Below are 20,723 nucleotides of genomic sequence, written 5' to 3' on the forward strand. Positions count from 1 at the left end.
CGTCAGTGACCTCCCGGTACCGCGGGCAAGGAGTCCCTTCCCGTGAGCGACACGTCGTTCGTCTGGTCCGCGTGGAACTGGATCGAGGTGAGCCGCTGATAGGTCGGGCTCGTCCGCAGCAGTTGCCGGTGGGTGCCGGTCTCCCGGACTCGGCCGTCCTCGAGGACCACGATCTTGTCCGCGTCGACCACGGTGGACATCCGGTGCGCCACACTGATCACGCAGCACTCGCTCGCGATGTTTCGAATGCTGTGCCGCAGCGCCAGTTCGGAATCCGAGTCGAGGTTTGAGGTAGCCTCGTCGAGCAGCAGCACCGACGGCCTGCGGATCAGCATTCTGGCGATCGCAAGACGCTGCCGCTGGCCACCGGAAAGTCCGACTCCGCTGTCACCGATCCGTGTGTCCAGTCCGTTCGGCAACCTGCCGACGAACTCCTCGAGCCCGCTCAGTTCCAGTGCGCGATCGATTTCGGCTGAGGTGGCATGTTCCTCTCCGTACACGAGGTTCTCGCCGATGGTGCCCCGCAAGGTGATGCTTTCCTGCTGGACGTAACCCACGAGTCCGCGCAGAGCATGCACCGGGATGGCTTCGATGTTCTCCCCACCGAGCAGGATCCGGCCTCCCTGCGAGGGGTAGAAGCGCATCAGCAGTTGGAACAGTGTGGTCTTGCCGGCGCCGGACGGCCCGACGATCGCGGTCAGTCCCCGTGCCGGCACGGAGAAGGACACGTCCCGGAGTGCGGGCTCCTGCTCGTAGGCGAAACGGACTCGCTGGAACTCCACCCCCGCGACGCCGCCGTTGTCCACGGGCGAGGCGGCAGCGTCGGCAAGGGCACTGTCCTGCCGAACCTGTTCCTCCTGGTCGAGGGAGGCCAATTCGTTGATCCGGCCGATCGCACCTCTGCCCTGCTGGAACTGTCCGATGCCCATGAACAGCGTGACCAACGGGGACACAAGATAGAACAAGTACATGATGAACGCGGTGAGGTCGGCCGGGTTCATCGAGCCGGTGGCTACCCTGCCCATGCCGGTGACGATGACCGCGGCGAGTGAAGCCTGCAGCCCGAGGCTCATCGCGGGGGAGAGCAGGGAACCCAGTGCGCTGACCCGGATGCCGGATCGGCGGGCCGCCAGCGCGAGGCCACCGATCCGCTTGCTCTCCAGGGATTCGGCCCTGCACGCCTTGACCGTGCCGAGCGCCCCGATCGCGCGATGCAGATCCGCCCCGAAGTCACCCATGATCGCGCGAACCCGTTGCGCGGCGATACGGAGCCTGCGCGCCAGCAGCAACGAGACCACGCTCGACACCGCCATGCAGATGGCGGTGACCCCCAGCAGCAGCGGATCGATGAGATACATGAGCACGATGCCGCCGACGAGCATCGCGGAGTCCACCATGATGGTGGCGACGCTCTGCGAAAGCGCGACCTTCAGCATCGAGGTGTCGGCCACGATTCGCGAGGCGATGTCACCGAGCCGAAGTGCGCTGAACCTGGCGAAGTCGGCGAAGAGGACGCGATCGATGAGCGCCGTTCGGGTCTCGTAGACGATGCGCTCCCCGGTTCGGCCCATGGCGTAGGCCTGAACGGCCGTGAACAGCGCTTCGGTGCCGAACAACAGGAGCACCAGAACGATGGGCAGGACCAGATCGGAATTCGACCCGACAGCCGAGATCAGCTGGCCGATCAGTGCGGGCTGGGCAAGCCCTGCCGCGGCGGCGACAAGGCCAAGTGACACGCCTCCGGCGATCTTCCCCAGATGCCTTCTGGCGATGGCACCGACCCAGTCGGGATTGCCGTGGGCATCACGTCTTCCTGGTCGCGACGAGGGCACTTCGGCAGTGGCCCCCTTCACCGTCGCCACGGTCACCGGTCCTTCCCTGGCCCGAGTGAGCGTGAGCAGTAGACGATGGCCGGATAGGTACCGAGGAAAGCCCAGACGAACCGGTTGAGCCCCATGAAGACCGCGTTGCTGACGTGAAACCCGGCACCGACACCGAGCAGCGCGCGTGCGACCGGCCGTGGTGACACGAGCACCAGTGGGAAGAGCATCTCGCCCGCGATCGTGACCTGTCCGAGAACGCGAGCCAGCTTCGGCCGGTCCCGCAGGACGGAAAAGGCCAGCCGGTGCCCGAACATTCTGGTGCGGAAGATGTCCCGGACGGCAGTGCCGTCCCGCCACACGGGTGAGATCAGCTTGGCCGCGCCGGCGATCCCGTAGGACAGACAGGACTGCGCCGCGATGAACCACAGGCAGGCTCGCCTGGCCTGTGGATCCGAGCCGAACATCCGGCTCAGCGCCAGCGTGGTCAGCGAGATCGTCAGCACGGTCTCGGAACCGTCCGAGCCGTAAGGGCTGCGAGCGTGCACAGCGAAGTTGGTACCCGCCAGGTAGGTCGCCGCAACCGTCTTGCTCTGCGCGGTCGCGTTCGGGTTGATCAACGTGGCCGCGGCGAGCACCCGCATCCCGAACAGGGCTTGAATCCCTGGCTTGTCGAAGACCGTCGCGAGCGCCTTCTCCGACTTTCCCGTCATCCAGCGATACCGGGTACGGGCTGTGTCCCAGCTGAGCAGCTCACCCCGATCGAAGTCGCGCGAGGAAGCCAGGTACTCCAAAGAGGACACCGCAGCGCCGAGCCCGGTCAACTGCTCGACCATCGTCAGCGCCTTGTCCTGCTCGCTGGAGCTCTGCGCGTCCGACGAGGTGAATCGCTTTTCCAGGAAAGCCGAAATAGACACGCGACACCATTCCCGTCTGCGAGAGAATTGGGGGACGTGGCGCCACGGATTCAACCGTGGCGCCACGTGCGTCAACTAATCAGTTGATGCTGGCCACGCGCATTCCCAGGAGCTCGTCCACGGAGCCGTAGCTGGGCACCGGCCCCGTCGGCGACACCTCGTCGGCGTGGTGGTCCTCCACGGCGTCGGAGATCAGGCCCAGGGTGAAGACGACACCAGCACCGGCCGCGTAACCCGCGTATGCGGGCGTGGCGAGGACGGGGCCCACCGCGGAGGTCACCTGCAGCGGGTTCAGCACACCGTCCGCGTTCTGGTTGGCGAACGCCTCGACATTGCTCATAGCTTGTCTCCTAAATGATGGGGTTGCCTTGCCCGAACAAAGCTAGGCGCCAACGTTCTCGCGCTCATCCACCAGAGTAAGGATATGGAGATGAAAATTGACTCATCAATCTGTCCATCTCTTCCTTCCGGGGTATCCACTCTGTACCTGTACGACATTCGATGATGACGAGTTGTTCACAACACGAGGGGCGATACGTAACTGCCGAACTGTGCCCGCGCCACCTCGCGTTCGGCAGCCTCACCGAAGACCGGTTGCTGCGCCAGGGTCTCGCTGTCTCGCCAGCGGATCTCCAGTGGATGACCAGAGTAGAGAGCCGAGCCACCCGCCTTGGCGAACGCGAACCGGACCGCGGCCAGTGCCGTGTCCTGGGCGTGCAACTGTGCGGCCGCCAGTGCGACGCGTCGGCTGCGCGAGAGGGCGGGATGCGCGGAGGGCAGGCCGTTCGGCTGCGGTGTCTCCGCGAGCAACAGCGCCCTTGCCGCACGGAAGGCCGACACCGTCCGGTTGAGTTCTCGTTGCAGCACAGGCTGTTCCGCCATCCGTTCCACTGATCCGAGCCGGGAGCGATGGCGGGCTGTTGCGGTGAACTCGTACAGCGCACGACGCGCGAGTCCGATTGCCACCCCGGCCGCCGCGTGTCGGTGCAGCAACGCCGTGGGCAGCGTCGCTGAGCGCGTCGACCGAGCCGGACCGAACGGATCGACGACGCCGGCCGGGTCGATCAAGGCGTTGTCGATCAGCACCTCGTGACAGGCTGCCGCACCGAGTCCGATCACCTCGGTCGTCGCACCGATCCGAACCTGTTCGGCTGGCAACAACACGGCCACCGGCCCGTCTTCCGAGCGCACGTAGAGCACGAACCAGTTCGCTTCGGTCGCCCCCGGCACCGCGGTCCAGCGGCCCGAGACCCGGAACCCGGACGTGTCGCCTTCCAGTGACCCGCACACGGAGGACGACCCCGTGACGAAGGAGGCGGCCGCGACCCGCGCCTGCGCCGGTGGTTCGGCCCAGTGCAGTACGCGCGCGTGCTGTGCCGAGGCAAGGAGCCACCCCGCGGACCCGTTCGCGTATCCGATCGCCTCGCAGGCGTACAACACGGTGGCCGGATCGCCGAGCGCGGCGCAGGACAGGTTCAGCAGGCCGGCCGACCGCAGCGTGGGCAGGACCGGTGCTCCGTCCTCGATGCCGTCCGCCACGGCTCGCGCGGCCGAGACAACGTCATCGTGTCCCGACAGCTGGTGCTGACTGTCGACAACGGCGGTCATGGTGCTCCCGGTCCTCGTGTCTTTCACGCTCGTGCGGGCTCGCCGATGAAACGGCGGGCGTTGCGCTCGTAGACATCGTCGCTGAACGCGAGGTGCTGGCCGGTCCCGTAGATGTCGCGCAGACACCGTTGCAGGACGCTGTTCGCGGGTTCTGTCGCGGCGGTTCCGGCCAGTCTGGCCGCGCGCCCGACAATGCTCTTCGCCGTGTCGACGACGTGTCTCAACACCAGAGCAAGGCGTGCTTCCGAGCGTGTCGTGAGGCGATCGCCCGCATTCAGCTCTCGCCAGTATCCATCCACTGTGGAAGTGACCAGACTGCGCGCGGCGGCGAGTTCCGTTTCGAGCCGGGCCAGGTCGACACCGAGCTCTTGCGCCGAAACAGCGGCATCGCCTGACGAGGCCAGCGTGCCGAGTTCGTCGAGAGCTCCCCGGGCGACGCCCAGCGGATGCCCGGCCATGAGGACACCCTGGATGTTGTACGGGCTCAGCCGATGCAGCGGATCGGTGAAGTTGGAAGAACCCGAGAACAATGGGGCGATTCGGTGGACCGGAACGTCCACATCGGTCAGCAGCAGGTCGTGACTGCCTGTTCCCGCGAGCCCGGCGACGTCCCAGGTGTTCAGGATCGTGGCCTCGGTCCATGGTACGAACGCGAGCATCGGCTGTGGGTTGCCACTCTCGTCCGGTACCGTCACCCCGCCCATCAGCCAGTCGGCGTGCAGGCAGCCACTGTTGAAGCGCCAGCGGCCGTTGACCCGGTAGGTGCCGTTCCCCGTGGGTTCGGCGGTGCCGGAAACAGCGGTGGATCCGGCGAGGACGAAACCGTCGTCCTTGCCGACAAGGTCCTGCAAGCTCGACGCGGGGAGCCAGGCCGCGTAGGCAGACTGGTTGCCGATCAGGGTGCACCAACCCGCCGCGGCATCGGCCTGGCTCAGTTGCTCGATGATCTCGACGATCGTCACCGCGGGCAGATCGAGGCCACCCAGGGACCGAGGGACACCGATGCGGAACAGGCCGCATTCCCGTAGTGCGGCGACAACTCCGGGATCGAGCGACGACGCGCGTTCGGAACCTCGCGCGCTTCGCCGGATCAGCGGTGCCAGCGCCCTGACCGCCCGCACCGGGTCGGAGTGCCCGCAGGCCGAGTCGACCACGCGGCTCCAGGCCTGAAGCGCGTCAGCGAAGGAAGGGAGCTGTCGCCAGTGTGCGGCCAATGGCTCGGGGAGCGGCTGCTCCAGCTCCCAGGTGAGCACGCAGGGCCCGTCCTGCTCCGCGACCTCCCAGGACAGTGCGGGACCCGGTTGCTCCGCGAGGCTCAGCATCGCGCCTCGATCGTGCGTGAACATCGAGAACTCGCAGGTGTCCCCGTCCCTCGACATCCGGTATCGGGACTGCCTTCGTTCACGACCGAGGAACTCCACTCTCGTGGTGCCATCACCGAGCCACGGCCAGGACAACGGCGTCCGCAACACCGACCACACCCGTCGCGCGGGCACGGCGATGTGCTCTGCCTGCGTCATCGACTGGCTCATGGGACTCCGGAGCGATGCGTTGGGACCACGTGCTCCTCGAGACTATGTTCCGCTCAGAGTGGCGGCCTCCGTCAATCGACTGATTTCACCGTCCGAGCATCCATGCATCACCGGATGCGCCCTGTCCTGGAATGGCCTTTGTGGACCATTTCCTTATCACACAGGACCACACCGGAGGTCTTCGAAGGGGCGAGGAACCGGGCAGCGGCCCGACTCACCTCGGTGGCACTCACCCCTGCGAGCCGCTCGCCGTGCTCGGCGAACCAGCAGAGGTCGGCACCCTGGTCGTCCAGTTCCGTGATCAAATCCGCGACTCCGGCCGCTGAGGTGAGCGCGAGTCCTTGCCTGCCCAGGGTATAGCGGCGGGCTCGATCGACCTCGGCACCCTGAATCGGATCGGTGGAAATGCGGTCGAGCTCTCGATAAGTCTCCTCCAGCGCCGCCTTCGTGAGTTGCGTGGCGACCTCGAAGGACACCACCAGCAGTGTCGTCAGGCGCCGGTGCATCAGCATGGAACCCGGCGTGTACGCGAAACCGTTGCGTTCGCGCAGATTCTCCACCAGCCGTGCGGAGAAGTATCCGCCGAGCACGAGGTTCGCGAGTTGCAGCGCCGCGAAACGGGGATCCAGCGGTCCGATGCCGGCCATGGCGAGACGAACCGAGGACTGGACGGCGTCCGGCCGGTGCACGATGTCCGCGGGACCGGGTACGAAGGACGGTGCGGGAGGCGCCTCCGGTACCGGACCGGTGTGCTGCCAGCGATCCAATGCTGCGTGCGCGAGCCGTACCGCCACGTCCGGCCGGAGATCGCCGACCAGTACGAGTGTGGCGCCCGCAGGACGAATGCGCTCCCTGTGCAGTTGGGTGAGGTCTACGCGGTCCACCGCGAGCACCTGCGCCGCTTCGGGACTCGCCGCGCCGTACGGATGCTCCGGGTAGAGCCTGCGGTTGAGTTCCTCGTGGACGACGAGGCCGGGCTGGTTCTTCGACACCCGCATCGCGTGCGCGATCCTGGCCCGGGCGACGGTTACCGCGTCGGCGGGATAGACCGCGCGAATCACCACGTCGGCGAGAATGCCCAGCAGTCGTTCCGCGTGCTCGGTGAGTGCGCTTCCCCTGATCAGCAGGTTGTCGGCGTCGGCAGAAGCGTGCAGTTGCCCGCCGATCTCGTGTAGTGCCATCTGCAGGTCACCGCGTGCGCGACCGGAAGTGCCGGACAGCATCGTCGCCGCGACGAGCACCGCCGCCGCGCCGGGTGCGCCGGTGAACGGCACCCGCAGCCGGACCTCGAGCAGCGACGTCGCCCGCTGCGCCGCGATCACGCGCAGGCCGTTGGGCAGCACCTCCCGCGTCCACGACGGCGGGGTGAGCGGTGCACAGGGCTCGATTCCCGGCACCTCGCTGACTGCTGTCATGTCCCTGTTCCCGGAACGACCTCGACGACGGCCCGCCGATCCGGCACCAGTGTGGCGGCTGCCGCGCTCACCTGCTCGGGTCGCAGCCCGGCGATGAGCCCTGGCAGTTCCGTGGCGAATCCGGGCCGATCGCGTTGCTGGGCGAACCTCGCCATCCAGAGCGCCCCCGCCCGTAGGTCGTCGAGGTTGCGGGCGATACGCGCGGTCATCCGCGCCAGTACGCGAGCCAACTCGCCGGGCTCCAGGCCGTGCTCGGCAACGCGCGCACACTCCTCGTCCACCGACCGGAGCGCCGATTCCACCTGCCCGTCCTCCTGGAGATACGCGCAGACAGCAAGACCGGTGGGATCGCGTACGACGAAGGGATCGTCGAGCAGGTTCACCGCGGCGCCGACGTTCACCGCTCTGCGGTCGGCGTGCACCAGCCTGCGCGCGAGCCGTGACTGTTCTCCCTCGCCGAGCACGTCGGCGAGGACCACGAACGCGAGGAACTCCTCGACGTCGGCCAGCGGATCGGGCACGCGCCACCCGCAGGCGAAGGCAGACAGCGGGGCGCGTGGGTCGGAGTGCTTGCGGTGCCGGGAGGCACGGAGACCGGGTTCGGCGAAATCCCGCGGTGCGGGGGTTTCTCCGGCCTCGACGTCACCGAAGTAGCTCTCGACGAGGCGCAGAGTGTGTTCGATGTCGAGGTCGCCCGCCACGACGAGCACGGCGTTGCCAGGGCCGTAGTAGCGCAGGAAGAACTCCTCCGCGTCGGCGACGGTGGCCTTGCGCAGCCCCTCGAACGATCCGTAACCGTCGTGCGCGTTGGGAAAGGTGCTGAAGAGCACCGGCCGCAGGTGTCTGCGGGGAAATCCGCCGTACGGCACGTTCAGCACGTTGTCGCGGATCTCCTCGGCGACGACGTCGACCTGGTTGCGCAGATTCGCCTCGGTGATCCTCGGCCCACGCATGCGGTCAGCCTCCAGGAACAGCGCTCGTTCCAGGCCACCCTTCGGCAGCGTCTGGTGATACACCGTGCTGTCGGCCCGGGTCGAAGCGTTGAACGTGCCGCCCGTCTCCTCGATCAACCGCGCGTGGCCGAGCTTGTCCACGTTCGCCGACCCCTGGAACATCAGATGCTCGAAGAGGTGGGCGAAACCGGCCTGGTGCCGGGGCTCGGACCGCGTGCCGATGTCATAGGACACCGCGACGCACACCGCCGGGACCGCCCTGTCGGGAGCCAGGACGACCCGCAATCCGTTGGGCAGGCGGGTATCGAGGTACTCGCGGGTGGGTGCCGTCACCCTTCGATCGGCCAGCTGGTCAGGTTCTCCGTGGGACCGCAGTCGCTGACATCCGTCTCACCACGACAGATACGCAGGTACGCGGTGGTGGTCGGGGTGGTGTACCGCCCGCGAATGTCGACAGGGACACTTCCGGCGCCGCAGACCGTGGCGTTTTTGCGTTCCGGACCGGGAGCGAGGTCGAAGATCCAGCGAACCCAGACGGAGTAGCAGCCGTCACCGGAATTGCGCAGTTCGCCCTGCACCACCAGTTCCCTGTCGAAGATGGAACTTCCTTCCACCCAGCGGGTCCCCGATGCCTCAGCCGTACCGTGGGATGTCGACCACTCCACGGCGTCGGCGCTCGTCTCCTGCGCACTCGCGGTCGGCGCCAGCGCGAGACCCAGTGACGCGGAGCAGGCCAGCCCGGCCATTGCGGTGGAAAGACGTCGGGTGGCACGGGTTCTGGTCACGGTTCCGCCTTTCGTCGACTGTGCTCGGTGCTGACGCCTCGATGACGCTAGCCAGCATCGTGGTCCGACGGCATCAGCCATTGTGCGGAGATTCCGTGGTGCGGGTCGACGGCCCCTTTCAGCGGGAAGTGCCGTCTACGCGAACTGGGAGCGAACCGCCCGGATGCGTGACCAGGCGGCGCGCACATGGCTCATGCCGGTCGCGGGGGCGCCGATGGCCATCCGCAGCACGACCCGGCCACGGACCTTGGTGTGACTTAGGAACATGTCACCGGAGTCGTTGAGCGACTCCATCAGCCGCATGGTGAGTTCGTCCGCGCGTTCCGGATCGGTTTCTGTCCACAGTGGCCGGAAGCAGACCAGGCCGAAATGGTGCGGGTCGAGCACCTCGAAATTCGGATCGGCACTGACCAGTGCGGCGAACTCGTCGGCCATCGCGATTCCGGCCCTGATGTGCGCCCGCAATCCCTCCGCGCCGTACCACCGGATGACCGACCACAGCTTGAGCGCGCGGAAGCGCCGTCCCAGCGGAACCTGCCAGTCGCGGTAGTCGATCACCTCACCGGATTCCGACGCGGTGTTGCGGAGGTACTCAGGGAGCGCCGACAACGCCCCGATCAGCGGTTGCCGGTCCGCCACCCACAGCAGCCCACAGTCGAAGTTGGTCAGTAGCCATTTGTGCGCGTTGCTGGCGTACGAGTCGGCGTACTCGGCCACTCCGTCGTTGATCCAGCGCATCTCCGGGCAGATCGCGGCAACCCCGGCGTATGCGGCGTCGACATGCAGCCAGACATCGTGCGACCGACAGATCTCCCCGATCGCCCGCACCGGATCAATCGCCGTGGTGGACGTGGTCCCGATCGTGGCACAGACGAACACCGGCACGGCACCGGCCGCGATGTCCGCACTGATCAGCCGTTCCAACTGACGCGGGTCCATCGCCAGCGTGTTCGGGTCGACGTCGACGATCCGCACGTTGTCCGTTCCCACGCCGCAGATGCGGCCTGCGCGTTCCACCGAGGAGTGAGTCTGTCCTGAGACGTACATCGTGTACCGGACTGGCCGCGGTGCCGAGCCGGTGCGCTTACGCACCCTGTGCAGAGCCGCGAGCAGCGCGACCAGCACCGCGCTGGAGGCCGAATCCTGGATCACGCCCCCGCCCGCGCCGTCGGTGCGGAAGTGACCGGGCAGACCGAGCAACTCCGCCAGCCAGTCCACGACGACGGTCTCCAGTTCGGTGCACGCGGGGCTCGTCGCCCACACCATTCCCTGCACACCGAGTCCCGCCGAGAGCAGATCGCCGAGAATGGCCGGGCCGCTGGCGTTGGCCGGGAAGTACGCGAAGAAGTTCGGATGCTGCCAGTGGGTGATCCCGGGAAGCACGATCCGTTCCATGTCCGCGAGCACGGCATCGAAGTCCGCACCCCGCTCCGGTGCGTGCGCGGGCAACGCGGAGCGCACCTCGCCCGGTCTCGCGGGTGAGCGCACCGGGCACTTCTCCACATCGACGAGGTAGTCGGCGATCCAGTCCACGACCCGCTTGCCGTGTTCGCGGAACTCCTCGGGCGTCATGTGCCCCGCGTGCTGCCTGCCGGGCTCCTCCGGTCGCGTCATGACGTGAGCCTAACCATCGCCGCACTGACCCCTTGACCTCTACATTACTTTAGGTTTTAGCCTCGTCGGCACCGGGATTGTCGGTGGACGCGGTTACCGTGACCGCGACACACACCGCCCGGCTCCGCCGGACACCACAGTGGGGGCCTTGAATGAGCATGGAAGTCACAGCGTGGCACTCGCTGTACAGCACGATGCACGCGGAGGAGGAGCGCAGGCCGTTCTCGATGGCGACCTTGCGCCGGATCGGCCGTTTCGCCGCGCCGCACCGCCGCAGGCTGCTGATGTTCCTCGTGCTCAGCACCGCGGGGGCGGCGCTCGCGGTCGCCACGCCGGTTCTCGCGGGCCGTGTCGTCAACACGATCGTGGACGGTGGTGCGGTCGGCACGGTTGTCGGCCTCGCCGTGCTCATCGCCGGAATCGCGGTCCTCGACGCGGCGATGGGCCTGCTGACCAGGTGGCTGTCCTCGCGCATCGGCGAGGGCCTGATCCTCGACCTCCGCACAGCGGTGTTCGACCACGTCCAGCGCATGCCGATCGCATTCTTCACCCGCACCAGGACCGGAGCGCTGGTCAGCAGGCTGAACAACGACGTGATCGGGGCACAGCGGGCGTTCAGCAACACGCTCTCCGGGGTTGTCAGCAACCTGGTGACCCTGGCACTCACGCTCGTGGTGATGCTCGGGATCTCCTGGCAGATCACCCTGCTCGCGCTGCTGTTGCTGCCGGTGTTCGTGCTGCCCGCGCGAAGAATGGGCAACCGGCTCGCCCGGCTCGAGCGGGAGGCGGCCAACCACAACTCGGCGATGAGCACCCAGATGACCGAGCGGTTCTCCGCGCCGGGCGCCACCCTGGTCAAGCTCTTCGGCAGGCCCGCGGAGGAGTCGTCGGAGTTCGCCGCGCGGGCGCAGCGGGTGCGCGACATCGGCGTGCGTACGGCGATGGTGCAGTACGTCTTCATCACCGCGCTCACACTGGTGTCCGCGCTGGCGCTGGCGCTGGTCTACGGCCTCGGCGGGTTCTACGCACTGCGCGGGCAGCTGGACTCGGGTGCCGTCGTGGCACTGGCACTCCTGCTCACCCGTCTCTACTCCCCACTCACCGCGCTGGCCAGCGCGCGGGTCGAGGTGATGAGCGCGCTGGTGAGTTTCGAGCGAGTGTTCGAGGTACTCGACCTGAAGCCGCTGATCACCGAGAAGCCGGAGGCCAAGCAGGTGCCCGACGGGCCGGTGGCGGTGGAGTTCGACAGCGTCAGGTTCAGCTACCCGTCGGCCGACAAGGTGTCACTCGCATCGCTGGAGGAGGTCGCGACGCTCGACAAGCGTGGTGGTGTCGAAGTGCTGCACGGGGTCTCGTTCCGGGCCGAACCGGGACAGGTGGTGGCTCTGGTCGGTTCCTCCGGGGCGGGCAAGTCGACGATCGCGCAGTTGCTCCCGCGGCTCTACGACGTGGACAGTGGCGCCATCCGGCTGTCCGACCTCGACATCCGGGACGCCACCGCGGAATCGCTGCGGCAGACGATCGGCATGGTCACCCAGGACGGTCACCTCTTCCACGACACGATCAGGGCGAACCTGATGCTGGCCAAACCGGACGCCACGGAGGAAGAGGTGTGGGACGCCCTGCGTCGTGCCCGGCTCGCCGATCTCATCGCGTCGCTGGCGGACGGGCTGGACACCGTCGTCGGTGAGCGCGGGTATCGGCTCTCCGGCGGTGAGCGGCAGCGGCTGACGATCGCCAGGCTGCTGCTCGCCGGCCAGCGGGTGGTGATCCTCGACGAGGCGACGGCGCACTTGGACTCCTCGTCCGAGGCGGCCGTGCAGGAAGCACTGACCGAGGCGCTCGCCGGCCGGACCGCGGTGGTGATCGCACACCGACTCTCCACGGTTCGCGCGGCTGACATGATCCTCGTCATCGAGGAAGGTCAGGTCGTCGAACGCGGAACGCACGACGAGCTGATCGAACTGGGCGGGCGGTATCAGGAGCTCTACCGGACCCAGTTCGACCAGCCTGCGGCAGCGGCCACCGTGTGACGTCCCTACCGGACGTAGTGCAACAGCATGACGCCGCTGTCGCCGTAGGTGGTGGTCTCGGCAAGGGTGAATCGGTTGAGCTGGAAACCGCCCGCGAACAGCGGGATCCCCTTGCCGATGACCACCGGGTTGAGCTTGATGAAGAGCTCGTCGATCTCCGGCAGCAGGGCCGCGGCGAGAGTCCCGCCGCCGCACAGCCAGATCCCCATACCCGGCTCCCGCTTGAGCCCTCGCACGGTCTTCAGCGGATCATCGGCGACGAACCGGACCGCTGAGCCGGGGTCGGGGGTGAGGGTGCGGGAGAACACGTAGTGGCGCAGGTGGGGGTAGGCGTCGGGGATCCCGACGTCCAGCCCCATCTGGAAGGAGCCTCGTCCCTCCAGCACGGTGTCGAAGTTGATGTTCTCCGGCGCGACGCCGAGCATCTCCCTGACGTGCACGGGAAGCATCTCGGGAAACTTCGTCATCAGCGGCTGCGCGTGATCCCCTTCGAGGGGAAAGATGTTGCCGCTCGGATCGCTTCCGTCCGGACCCGCGATGTATCCGTCGATCGTCGAGGCGACGAGGTAGGTCAGTTTTCGCAACGCGGTCTCCCGGTGTCGATCGAGCTTTACCACTCCGAACGTAGCACTACACATGAAGTGGTTCCACGGATTTGTTTCGCTCACTGACTCCGTACGCGAGGACGAGCTTGAGCAACAGCACCGCAGGCAGCCATTCCATCGCGGGCGGGGCGGGCACGACGTGCGCCGCGACGGCCGGCCAGGGCCCAGCCGTACCACCAGAGACCCCACCACCACACGCCGCCGGGGAGTACGAGTTTTCGCCCGGGAAGGCAGCGGGGAGTGATAGAAGCGCCTAACCGAGTCGAGACCGTCGGCCACCACATCAGCGCCCGAGATTGGCCTCCGCCAGCTGCGCCGCCGCTACCGATAAGCAAACGGCGCAGCCGTCATCGCAGGACACAGAAAACGCCGCGCATGAGGCCTGTCGTCATGCACGGCGTTTTCCGCAAGTTCTACCCAGTAAACACGTCGACTGGAGCGAAGCTAGCCGATGGAGTAGCTGCGAGCGAGGAAGCCAATGTTTGGCATGTTCGTTCGAGTGGACAACATCTTGACTCTGCCACTGCTCTTACAGGACGAGCTGGAATAGAGCAAAACGACATAGTCGCCCGACACATTCATTGCCGAGCTGAACGTGTCCGTATTGGCCCGCTTGCAGCCTGAACTCTTCTTGTACGACTTCTTTGTGCCACGGTAGTTCGTACCTGTCCAGCTACAGAAAACGTTGCTGCCATTGCAACTGCCCGCCGCAAGATCCACCGCTGGCTCGGCGACCGCACCCGCGGGCGCCACGACCGCACCGGTCACCACCAGAGCGACACCAGCAAGAAGAGATCCAGCACGTCGGAGAATTCGACTCACAAACAAGCTCCCATCGCGCGAAGTTCAAACAGCAGAAAGAAAAGCCTTCCCTCCGTCCCTGGTCGAGATACGGACATTCCATCGGACTGTTGAAATGGTACTGACGTCGCGCAACCTCCTTGTTGAGCGCGCTCCGCCCGGCCAACCACTCGCCATGGCTACTGCACCGCCCGAAGGCAGCGAGCGGCCTGGGCACGGAAGGCATCGGCGAGTTCGGGTGGGCCGCTGACGAGGGTGAAGTCCGTGCCCACCGACGTGATCATCCAGACCAGTGACGAGGGACTGTCCGCGCCGAGGTGCAGCAGGCAACTGTCCTCGTCAATGGCTTCGACAACTCCCATCCCCGGCCATACCCGTTCGGCAACGGCCCCGGCGGACTCGTGCAGCGTGACGGTTGCTTGGTACGGCCAGGTCCGCGAGGACAGCTGGTGTGCAAGGTAGGTCGCGACATCGTCGTACGGTGGCTGTCTTGGCGTGAAGCGCGGCCCGGTGGGAGTACGTGCGACGAGCCGGTCCACTCTGAAGGTGCGCCAGTCGTCCCGGTCGATGTCGAAGGCGACGAGATACCAGTGCCGGCCGAAGCTGACCAGACTGTGGGGTTCGACGGCTCTGGTCGTTTCGGCGCCATGGTGGCTGGTGTAGTCGATGCGCATCCCTTCATGACGCCGGCAGGCTTCCGCGATACTCATCAGGGTTTCCGCCGACACCTGAGGGCCGGGTGCCGCACCGGCACGGACAGTGGCTGTGTGCAGGGTGTTGACGCGATGCCGCAGTCGGGACGGCAGCACCTGCTCGAGTTTGCTGAGCGCGCGCAGGGACGCCTCCTCGATGCCTGCCACCGAACCGCCGGCGGCAGTCCGCAGGCCCACCACTACGGCCACGGCCTCCTCGTCATCGAGCAGCAGCGGCGGCAGCACCGCGCCCGCACCGAGCACGTAGCCCGCGGTGCCCTGGACGGCGTGCACGGGATAGCCGAGGTCGCGCAACCGCTCGACGTCTCTGCGGACCGTCCGCGTGGTCACGCTGAGGCGTTCCGCCAGTTCCGTACCCGACCACTCGTGGTGGGTCTGCAGGAGCGACAGCAGTTTCAGCAGTCTCGCCGAGGTTTCCAGCACACCCGGAATTATGCTCCATCCTTAGGAACAAAGCTGTCCTAAGCGGCATTTAGTGTTCCCATCATGACGAACACACAGCCGGAGATCCGGCCCTTTCACATCGACATCCCCCAGGCACAGCTCGATGACCTCAAAGCGCGCCTGACCAATGCCCGGTGGCCGGATGAACTCCCCGGCGTCGGTTGGGACTACGGCATGCCCGCCTCGTACTTGAAGCAACTTGCCGAGTACTGGCGGACGACCTACGACTGGCGTGGCCAGGAGGCAGAACTGAACTCCTACCCCCAGTTCGTCACCGAGGTCCAAGGGCAGCGGCTGCATTTCGTGCACATCCAGTCGCCCGAGCCGGACGCGCTTCCTCTCGTGCTGACGCACGGCTGGCCTGGGTCCTTTGTCGAGTTCCTGCCCGTGATCGAACCGCTGACGAACCCGCGTGCACACGGAGGTGATCCAGCGGATGCCTTCCATCTCGTCATCCCGTCGCTGCCCGGGTTCGGCTTCTCCGGCCCGACCCTGGAGGCAGGCCACGCCAATACCGAGATGTATGCAAAGGTCGTGGCCGAGTTGATGACGCGGTTGGGGTACGACCGGTACGGCACGCAAGGTGGCGACATCGGGTCCTTTGTGTCCCCCGAACTCGGCAGAATCGCGACCGAGAACGTAGTTGGGGTACATGTCAACGGTTTGCTCACCATCGCCGAGTGGGACGCCGATCCCGGCGGTCTCGACGACGCGGACCAGCAAAGGCTGGCGGCGCTGGAGAATTTCGAAGCGGTCGGCGGATATGCGGCAATCCAGTCCACCCGGCCACAGACACTGGCGTTCGGCCTGCACGACTCGCCGACCGGACTGCTGGCCTGGATCACCGACCTGTTCCACACGTTCTCGAATCCGGCGAAGACACTGCCCGAGGACGCGGTCGACAAGGACCTGCTGCTCACCAACGTGATGATCTACTGGCTGACCGAGACCCTCGCCTCATCGACCCGGCTCTACAAGGAATCCCAGCAGTGGGGTGCGGCACTGACGAACTCGGGAGTGCCGACCGCCTGTGCCCTGTTCCCCGGCGATATCACCATTCGGTCCATCGCCGAGCGACAGAACAATGTGGTGCAGTGGTCGGAGTTCGATCGTGGTGGGCACTTCGCGGCGATGGAGGCACCGGACCTGCTGGTCGGCGACATCCGGGAATTCTTCCGAAAAGTCCGTTGAGACGGAAGCTGATCCAGCAGTCCGAGTGCTGCTGGCGGACGACGACGAGCCGGTCGCGGTGTCCCTGCGACGCGGGCTGAGCCCGTACGGTTCGAAGTGGACTGGGTACACACCGGCAAGGAGGCACCGGCGGCACCGCCCGCACAGAACGCGAGGTCATCGCGCGCATGCGGGCGGTGTTGCGCCGGGTGCGGTCCACCGAACCGGTTCCGGAGGAGGAACGGCCCGATTCCCATGCCGTCGGCAGGCTCATGATCGACCGGCGGGCAGCCGATGCTTCGCGGTCGCCGCGTTCACGGTCCTCGGCACCGTTGTGCTCAGCGACCAGTTGCGCGGCGATATCGAGGATCCGTACGTCGGAAGCGCGCTGTCCAGCCTCGCCGACGGCAGGAGTAGACCGTGACGCTCAGGTCCTGACTGCCGAGATCGCCGGACGCCACGGCCGGGCGTGCCCGTGTCGGGCAGGAACGCGCGCGGAGATGGCGGGTCGCCATGGCCGGGTCGGGCCCGGCCGTGACGCCGGTGTGTGTGGCGCGGCGACCGCGGTGCCGATGGTGCCGATGGTGGCCGCCGCCACCACGATTGTGCCGCCGAAAGCCCGCAGCGCGGTGCGTCGGTCGACCGCTCCCGCCGCTCTGGTCATGTCGTTGTGCCGCATATCGAGGTTCCTCCTGGTCAGTGTTTGTCGTCGATCAGTTGCCGGACAACGGAAGCGCGGATTTCAGGGGCGAGGTCAGCCTGGTCAGCAGCGACGGCTCCAGATCGATACCGGGAATATCGACGCGGGCTGCCTCCACCCGCGCCGTGCCATCGAACAAGGTCTCCATCTGCGTGTCGGCCGCGGCGATGTAAAGCGTGCGCCGGTCGGCCCCACCCAACGCGCAGGTGATGCCGAGGTGGCCTTCGGTGTGGGTCTTAACCTTGTCGGTGACCTTGCCGTCCGGTGCGACCCGGCGGACTTCGCCTTCGAAGGGCACCGCGACCCAGATCCCGCCTTCGGCATCGATCACCAGGCCGTCGAGGACCTCTTGCTGCGGGTCCTCGAACTGCCGGAAGACCCGCTGGTTGGCCAGTCCGCCGTTGGCGTCGACGTCGAACAGGGTCAGCCGGTTCGCGAACGACTCCGCCACGACGAGCTGTGTACCGTCCGCGGTGAGCTGAATGCCATTGGGTGTCCACATGTCCTCGCCCGCGGTCTCGATCGTGCCGTCCGGATGGACGATGACGACGTGGGAGGGCTTGGGTTCCTCGGTGAACAGGTCGAAGCCGATCTGGCTGATGTAGGCGCGGCCATTCGGCGCGACCCACATGTCGTTGGCGCCGACGGCGACGTCGTTCAGGTCGGCCACGACCACACTGCCGCCGGTCGGCAGGATGCGGCGCAGGGTGTTGTCGGCCTGCCCAACGACCAGCGTTTCCCCTGTTGCGGGAAACCCGAGTCCGGAGGGATGGATCGGCTCGTCCAACGCCAGGTTCAAGCCGGAGCCGTCCGGCTTCATCCGGTACACCTTGCCGAGGGGAATGTCGGAGAACCACACTTCGCCGCCGTGCCAGCGGAAGCCCTCGAGGTACTGAAATCCGTCTCGGACGATCTCAGCGCGCCGTACGTTCATTCTCGCTCCTTCGTCGTGGGCACCTTCCTCGGGGCCCGTGCCGGCATCGGGATCACCACGACCCGCGGTGCTCCGACTAAGTGAATCTGCCGTAGGCAAGTGTCGACAAGTGAACCACATGTTGACGACATCGAAAATGGGTGTTTATCGTCAATCCGTCGCCCGGAGCTCGCTCGGCTACGTCTGCGGAGGTTACGCGCATGGATGCTCGAGTCCGGGCGGTTGAAGCGAGAATATCGCCTCTTCCGACGCCAAGGATCGATGGAGGCTGCGACGGAACTGCCGGGGCCGAGGTGTGCGAGGCGCTGCGGGACGCGTGGGTGAGCTACGGATCCACGCAGCAGGCATATGGGCGCTATGTGTATGGCTATTTGGCTTCTCGCCAACCAGTGGCACCATGGCCGGCACGTCAGGAACAGGTGCGTCTTACAGCGCGGGTGGGCAGCGGGCAGGCGAGTTGAGCGAGGTACGCCGGAGGCGATGATGACGACCGAGGACATCGTCCGAAATGCTTCACCCCGGGGAACCCGGCAACGGATTCGGCGCGCCGTCATCATTCCGGCCGCGACCGACCCAGTTCACCGTTTCGGCTACGACCAGGTCTCGATGAGCGACGTCGCCGCCGCGGTCAACGTCGGCCCTTCGGCGCTGTACCGGCATTTCGCGAGCAAGCCCAAGCTGCTCACTGCCGTCGTGGTGGTGGAAGAAATGCAGCCGTTCCGGGAGGTGTTCTCAGCGCCGGATGCGTCTACCACATTGGATGATTTGGTCACCGGTCCTGCCACTGCGGCCGCTGAATGCAGGCTGCTGGGCCCGCTATGGCAGCAGGAGGCCCGGAGTCTGCCAGAACCGGACTACGCGACCTTGCGTTACGAGGTGCGCGCGACCGTCGGCATGCTGGCCGGGCTGGTGCGACGGAACCGCCCGGAGTGCACCGAGGCGTGCGCGAACTTGCTCGCGCAGGGCGTCTGTTCCGTGATGTGCAGCCTGTCGACACGTGGCGGAGAACTCCCGAAGGCTGATTACCAGCGGCTTCTGCGCGCCGTCGTCACCGAAGTGCTCACTGCCGAGCCCGCGCCCACGGTCGCAAGGCAATCCCGGCCCCGGATGTTCACCCCGAGTTCGCGCCGGGAACGGTTGCGCACCGCGGCCATCGCGCTGTTCGTCGCGTTCGTTCGCGGCGACGAGTGGCTGCGCCACGACATGTATCGCGCGCTGGAGCGGGCCATTGATGTCGTCGACGCACTACGACGGCTACTGGTCTCCTATGTGGACTTCGCGGTAACCCGCAGCGACCTGGTCGATGTCCTGGTCGCCGAGTCCCGGCACCTTCTCGAGGCTGAGCGCTCAGATTTCGAGCAGTGCAGGCGCTCCTCCCTCAGCGAGTGGGTCCAGCTCGTGCGCGACGCGAGAGCGCGGACGCCGGAGGCCGAGCTAGGGATTCGGGTTGAGACGGTGCTGACCCTGATCAATGACATCGCCGTACCTGGCACCTACGAGAGGAGCCCGGCGTGCTGGAGACCCTGAAAACGCCGCCCGCGACGATGCTGCTCACCGACCTCGGAATCTCGTCATGACGATCACGGGCACCGACGTGCCGGGGCTGGGGTCCGACGACACGGAGGACGACCGCGGCATCAGAGTGGCGAAGACCTGCGAGGTGGCGCCCGGTCAACGGGTGGAATTCTGGAGTGAGCTCATCTCCTCCTTCCACTTCGACATGGAGTTCACGCTGCCGCGGGCCGAACGCTTCCGGAGAAAGGTGCTGTGTCGACGGACCAGCGGCTACCAAATGCTCGGATGGTCGTCCGACGAGCAATGGGTACGCCGAAGCCCCCGCCAGGTTCGAGCGGACGCCGATGAGGACTACCGACTTCTCATGCTCGGCTCAGGAGACCTCTTGTTCCGGCATGGTGACGACGACGTGCGGATTCGGCCGGGCACTGGTGCATTGCTCACCGCGCGTGCCCCGCTGGAGTTCGCGCAGCGCAGCCCTGGGCACGGTCTTGTCCTCACCTTTCCCGGCCGCGAGATCACCAGCAGGTTGGACGGGACCGCCGAGCTGGGCGCGTCGCTGGATTTCACGGCCGGCCTCGGCCGCGTCATTCGGGAGATGTCGGCCGGACTGTTCGCGGAAGCAAAAAGCCTGACGAGCCGAGAGTTCGACGCCGTCTTCGACCGGCTCGTCGACCTCGTCTGCCTGCTGATCATTGGTGACGACCGGCCAACCGCCGAGGGGCATCTCGCGGAGATCGAAGCGGCGGTACGACGCCACGTCCGGGCCAACGCCGGTGATCCGGCGCTGAACGGCACCGCGATAGCGCACGCCCTCGGCTGGTCGTTGCGGCAGGTCCAGGTCGCCATGCAACGTGCGGGCACGACGCCGAGGGACCTCATCCGGGAGGAGCGGCTCAGGCTGGCGAGAGCGCGACTGAGCAGTCCGGGGCACCGGCACGCCACCATCGCCGAGGTCGCCCACCATTCGGGGTTCTCGTCACTGAGCGCGTTCAACAGCGCGTTTCGCGCGCAGTACGGTGTCCGTCCGCGCGAACTGCGAGGGTCCACCCGGCGCGCGATCGGCTGACGAGGAAAGGGTGCCTACCCCGACTTCGGTGGATGGAGGCCCAACGTCGGCGATCCACACGACCCTGCGGACGGATACGCGGCGAGCGCCGTCAC

General features: G+C 66.6%; 18 protein-coding genes. 4 read left to right on the forward strand and 14 right to left on the reverse strand.

All coding sequences use genetic code 11. From position 1 onward, the window contains the following. Positions 1-2 precede the first annotated feature (2 nt). The 9 genes from BM199_RS21025 to BM199_RS21065 form a co-directional block, all read right to left on the reverse strand. A complete protein-coding gene (locus BM199_RS21025; RefSeq protein WP_245788492.1) occupies positions 3-1,868 on the reverse strand; it encodes an ABC transporter ATP-binding protein in 1,866 nt (621 codons plus the stop codon). Next, complete coding sequence (locus BM199_RS21030; RefSeq protein ID WP_091675006.1) at positions 1,865-2,737, reverse strand: hypothetical protein; 873 nt, start codon at positions 2,735-2,737, stop codon at positions 1,865-1,867. The genes BM199_RS21025 and BM199_RS21030 overlap by 4 nt, the downstream gene beginning before the upstream one ends. 79 nt (positions 2,738-2,816) lie before the next feature. After that, positions 2,817-3,077 carry a hypothetical protein gene (locus BM199_RS21035; RefSeq protein WP_091675007.1) on the reverse strand — a complete coding sequence of 87 codons (261 nt, stop codon included), beginning with the start codon at positions 3,075-3,077 and terminating at the stop codon, positions 2,817-2,819. 176 nt (positions 3,078-3,253) lie between these two features. Next, a complete protein-coding gene (locus BM199_RS21040) occupies positions 3,254-4,345 on the reverse strand; it encodes an acyl-CoA dehydrogenase family protein (protein ID WP_091675008.1) in 1,092 nt (363 codons plus the stop codon). Between the two features lie 23 nt (positions 4,346-4,368). After that, positions 4,369-5,865, reverse strand: a complete 1,497-nt coding sequence (locus tag BM199_RS21045; RefSeq protein WP_177242717.1) for an acyl-CoA dehydrogenase family protein — start codon at positions 5,863-5,865, stop codon at positions 4,369-4,371. Between the two features lie 119 nt (positions 5,866-5,984). Then, positions 5,985-7,292: a M16 family metallopeptidase gene (locus BM199_RS21050; RefSeq protein ID WP_091675010.1), complete on the reverse strand. Its 1,308-nt coding sequence runs from the start codon at positions 7,290-7,292 to the stop codon at positions 5,985-5,987. After that, the gene (locus BM199_RS21055) at positions 7,289-8,578 is read right to left on the reverse strand and encodes a M16 family metallopeptidase (RefSeq protein WP_218160385.1); all 1,290 of its coding nucleotides are present in this window, start codon (positions 8,576-8,578) and stop codon (positions 7,289-7,291) included. The genes BM199_RS21050 and BM199_RS21055 overlap by 4 nt, the downstream gene beginning before the upstream one ends. After that, positions 8,575-9,030 (reverse strand): hypothetical protein, encoded by a 456-nt coding sequence (locus BM199_RS21060; protein ID WP_143101877.1) that lies wholly within the window; start codon positions 9,028-9,030, stop codon positions 8,575-8,577. Before BM199_RS21060 ends, BM199_RS21055 begins: the two co-directional genes overlap by 4 nt. Positions 9,031-9,165: 135 nt before the next feature. Beyond that, the gene (locus tag BM199_RS21065; protein WP_091675013.1) at positions 9,166-10,602 is read right to left on the reverse strand and encodes a pyridoxal-dependent decarboxylase; all 1,437 of its coding nucleotides are present in this window, start codon (positions 10,600-10,602) and stop codon (positions 9,166-9,168) included. 194 nt (positions 10,603-10,796) lie between these two features. Between BM199_RS21065 and BM199_RS21070 the strand changes: the two genes are divergently transcribed. Continuing rightward, entirely contained in the window at positions 10,797-12,677 is a 1,881-nt protein-coding gene (locus BM199_RS21070; protein ID WP_091675014.1) for an ABC transporter ATP-binding protein, read from the forward strand. Between the two features lie 5 nt (positions 12,678-12,682). On the opposite strand, the gene BM199_RS21075 is transcribed toward BM199_RS21070, so the two are convergent. From BM199_RS21075 to BM199_RS21085, 3 genes are all read right to left on the reverse strand, one after another. Next, positions 12,683-13,261, reverse strand: coding sequence for a dihydrofolate reductase family protein (locus tag BM199_RS21075; RefSeq protein WP_091675125.1), 579 nt, complete (start codon positions 13,259-13,261; stop codon positions 12,683-12,685). A 465-nt stretch (positions 13,262-13,726) separates the two neighbouring features. After that, positions 13,727-14,104 carry a peptidase inhibitor family I36 protein gene (locus BM199_RS35220; protein WP_177242718.1) on the reverse strand — a complete coding sequence of 126 codons (378 nt, stop codon included), beginning with the start codon at positions 14,102-14,104 and terminating at the stop codon, positions 13,727-13,729. Between the two features lie 158 nt (positions 14,105-14,262). Beyond that, positions 14,263-15,219, reverse strand: coding sequence for a helix-turn-helix transcriptional regulator (locus tag BM199_RS21085; protein WP_091675016.1), 957 nt, complete (start codon positions 15,217-15,219; stop codon positions 14,263-14,265). 63 nt (positions 15,220-15,282) lie between these two features. Between BM199_RS21085 and BM199_RS21090 the strand changes: the two genes are divergently transcribed. Next, the gene (locus BM199_RS21090) at positions 15,283-16,431 is read left to right on the forward strand and encodes an epoxide hydrolase family protein (protein WP_091675017.1); all 1,149 of its coding nucleotides are present in this window, start codon (positions 15,283-15,285) and stop codon (positions 16,429-16,431) included. Between the two features lie 406 nt (positions 16,432-16,837). On the opposite strand, the gene BM199_RS21100 is transcribed toward BM199_RS21090, so the two are convergent. After that, positions 16,838-17,089 carry a hypothetical protein gene (locus BM199_RS21100; protein ID WP_091675019.1) on the reverse strand — a complete coding sequence of 84 codons (252 nt, stop codon included), beginning with the start codon at positions 17,087-17,089 and terminating at the stop codon, positions 16,838-16,840. Positions 17,090-17,123: 34 nt separating this feature from the next. Beyond that, on the reverse strand, positions 17,124-18,044 hold the full coding sequence (locus tag BM199_RS21105; protein WP_177242719.1) for an SMP-30/gluconolactonase/LRE family protein: 921 nt from the start codon (positions 18,042-18,044) through the stop codon (positions 17,124-17,126). Between the two features lie 483 nt (positions 18,045-18,527). Here BM199_RS21105 and BM199_RS21110 point away from each other — a divergent pair, with 483 nt between their 5' ends. Further along, positions 18,528-19,571: a TetR/AcrR family transcriptional regulator gene (locus BM199_RS21110; RefSeq protein WP_218160386.1), complete on the forward strand. Its 1,044-nt coding sequence runs from the start codon at positions 18,528-18,530 to the stop codon at positions 19,569-19,571. 46 nt (positions 19,572-19,617) lie between these two features. Continuing rightward, on the forward strand, positions 19,618-20,628 hold the full coding sequence (locus BM199_RS21115) for a helix-turn-helix transcriptional regulator (RefSeq protein ID WP_091675022.1): 1,011 nt from the start codon (positions 19,618-19,620) through the stop codon (positions 20,626-20,628). The last annotated feature ends 95 nt before the right edge of the window (positions 20,629-20,723 follow it).

It is taken from the genome of Amycolatopsis marina, assembly GCF_900111885.1.
Taxonomy (GTDB): Bacteria; Actinomycetota; Actinomycetes; order Mycobacteriales; family Pseudonocardiaceae; genus Amycolatopsis; species Amycolatopsis marina.

Coding starts and splice junctions, on each gene's coding strand:
- BM199_RS21035 (WP_091675007.1), bottom strand. CDS start 3,077: ATGAGCAATGTCGAGGCGTTCGCCAACCAGAACGCGGACGGTGTGCTG.
- BM199_RS21040 (WP_091675008.1), bottom strand. CDS start 4,345: ATGACCGCCGTTGTCGACAGTCAGCACCAGCTGTCGGGACACGATGAC.
- BM199_RS21070 (WP_091675014.1), top strand. CDS start 10,797: ATGAGCATGGAAGTCACAGCGTGGCACTCGCTGTACAGCACGATGCAC.
- BM199_RS21105 (WP_177242719.1), bottom strand. CDS start 18,044: ATGAACGTACGGCGCGCTGAGATCGTCCGAGACGGATTTCAGTACCTC.
- BM199_RS21110 (WP_218160386.1), top strand. CDS start 18,528: ATGACGACCGAGGACATCGTCCGAAATGCTTCACCCCGGGGAACCCGG.
- BM199_RS21090 (WP_091675017.1), top strand. CDS start 15,283: ATGACGAACACACAGCCGGAGATCCGGCCCTTTCACATCGACATCCCC.
- BM199_RS21050 (WP_091675010.1), bottom strand. CDS start 7,292: ATGACAGCAGTCAGCGAGGTGCCGGGAATCGAGCCCTGTGCACCGCTC.
- BM199_RS21100 (WP_091675019.1), bottom strand. CDS start 17,089: ATGCGGCACAACGACATGACCAGAGCGGCGGGAGCGGTCGACCGACGC.
- BM199_RS21115 (WP_091675022.1), top strand. CDS start 19,618: ATGACGATCACGGGCACCGACGTGCCGGGGCTGGGGTCCGACGACACG.
- BM199_RS21065 (WP_091675013.1), bottom strand. CDS start 10,602: ATGACGCCCGAGGAGTTCCGCGAACACGGCAAGCGGGTCGTGGACTGG.
- BM199_RS21045 (WP_177242717.1), bottom strand. CDS start 5,865: ATGACGCAGGCAGAGCACATCGCCGTGCCCGCGCGACGGGTGTGGTCG.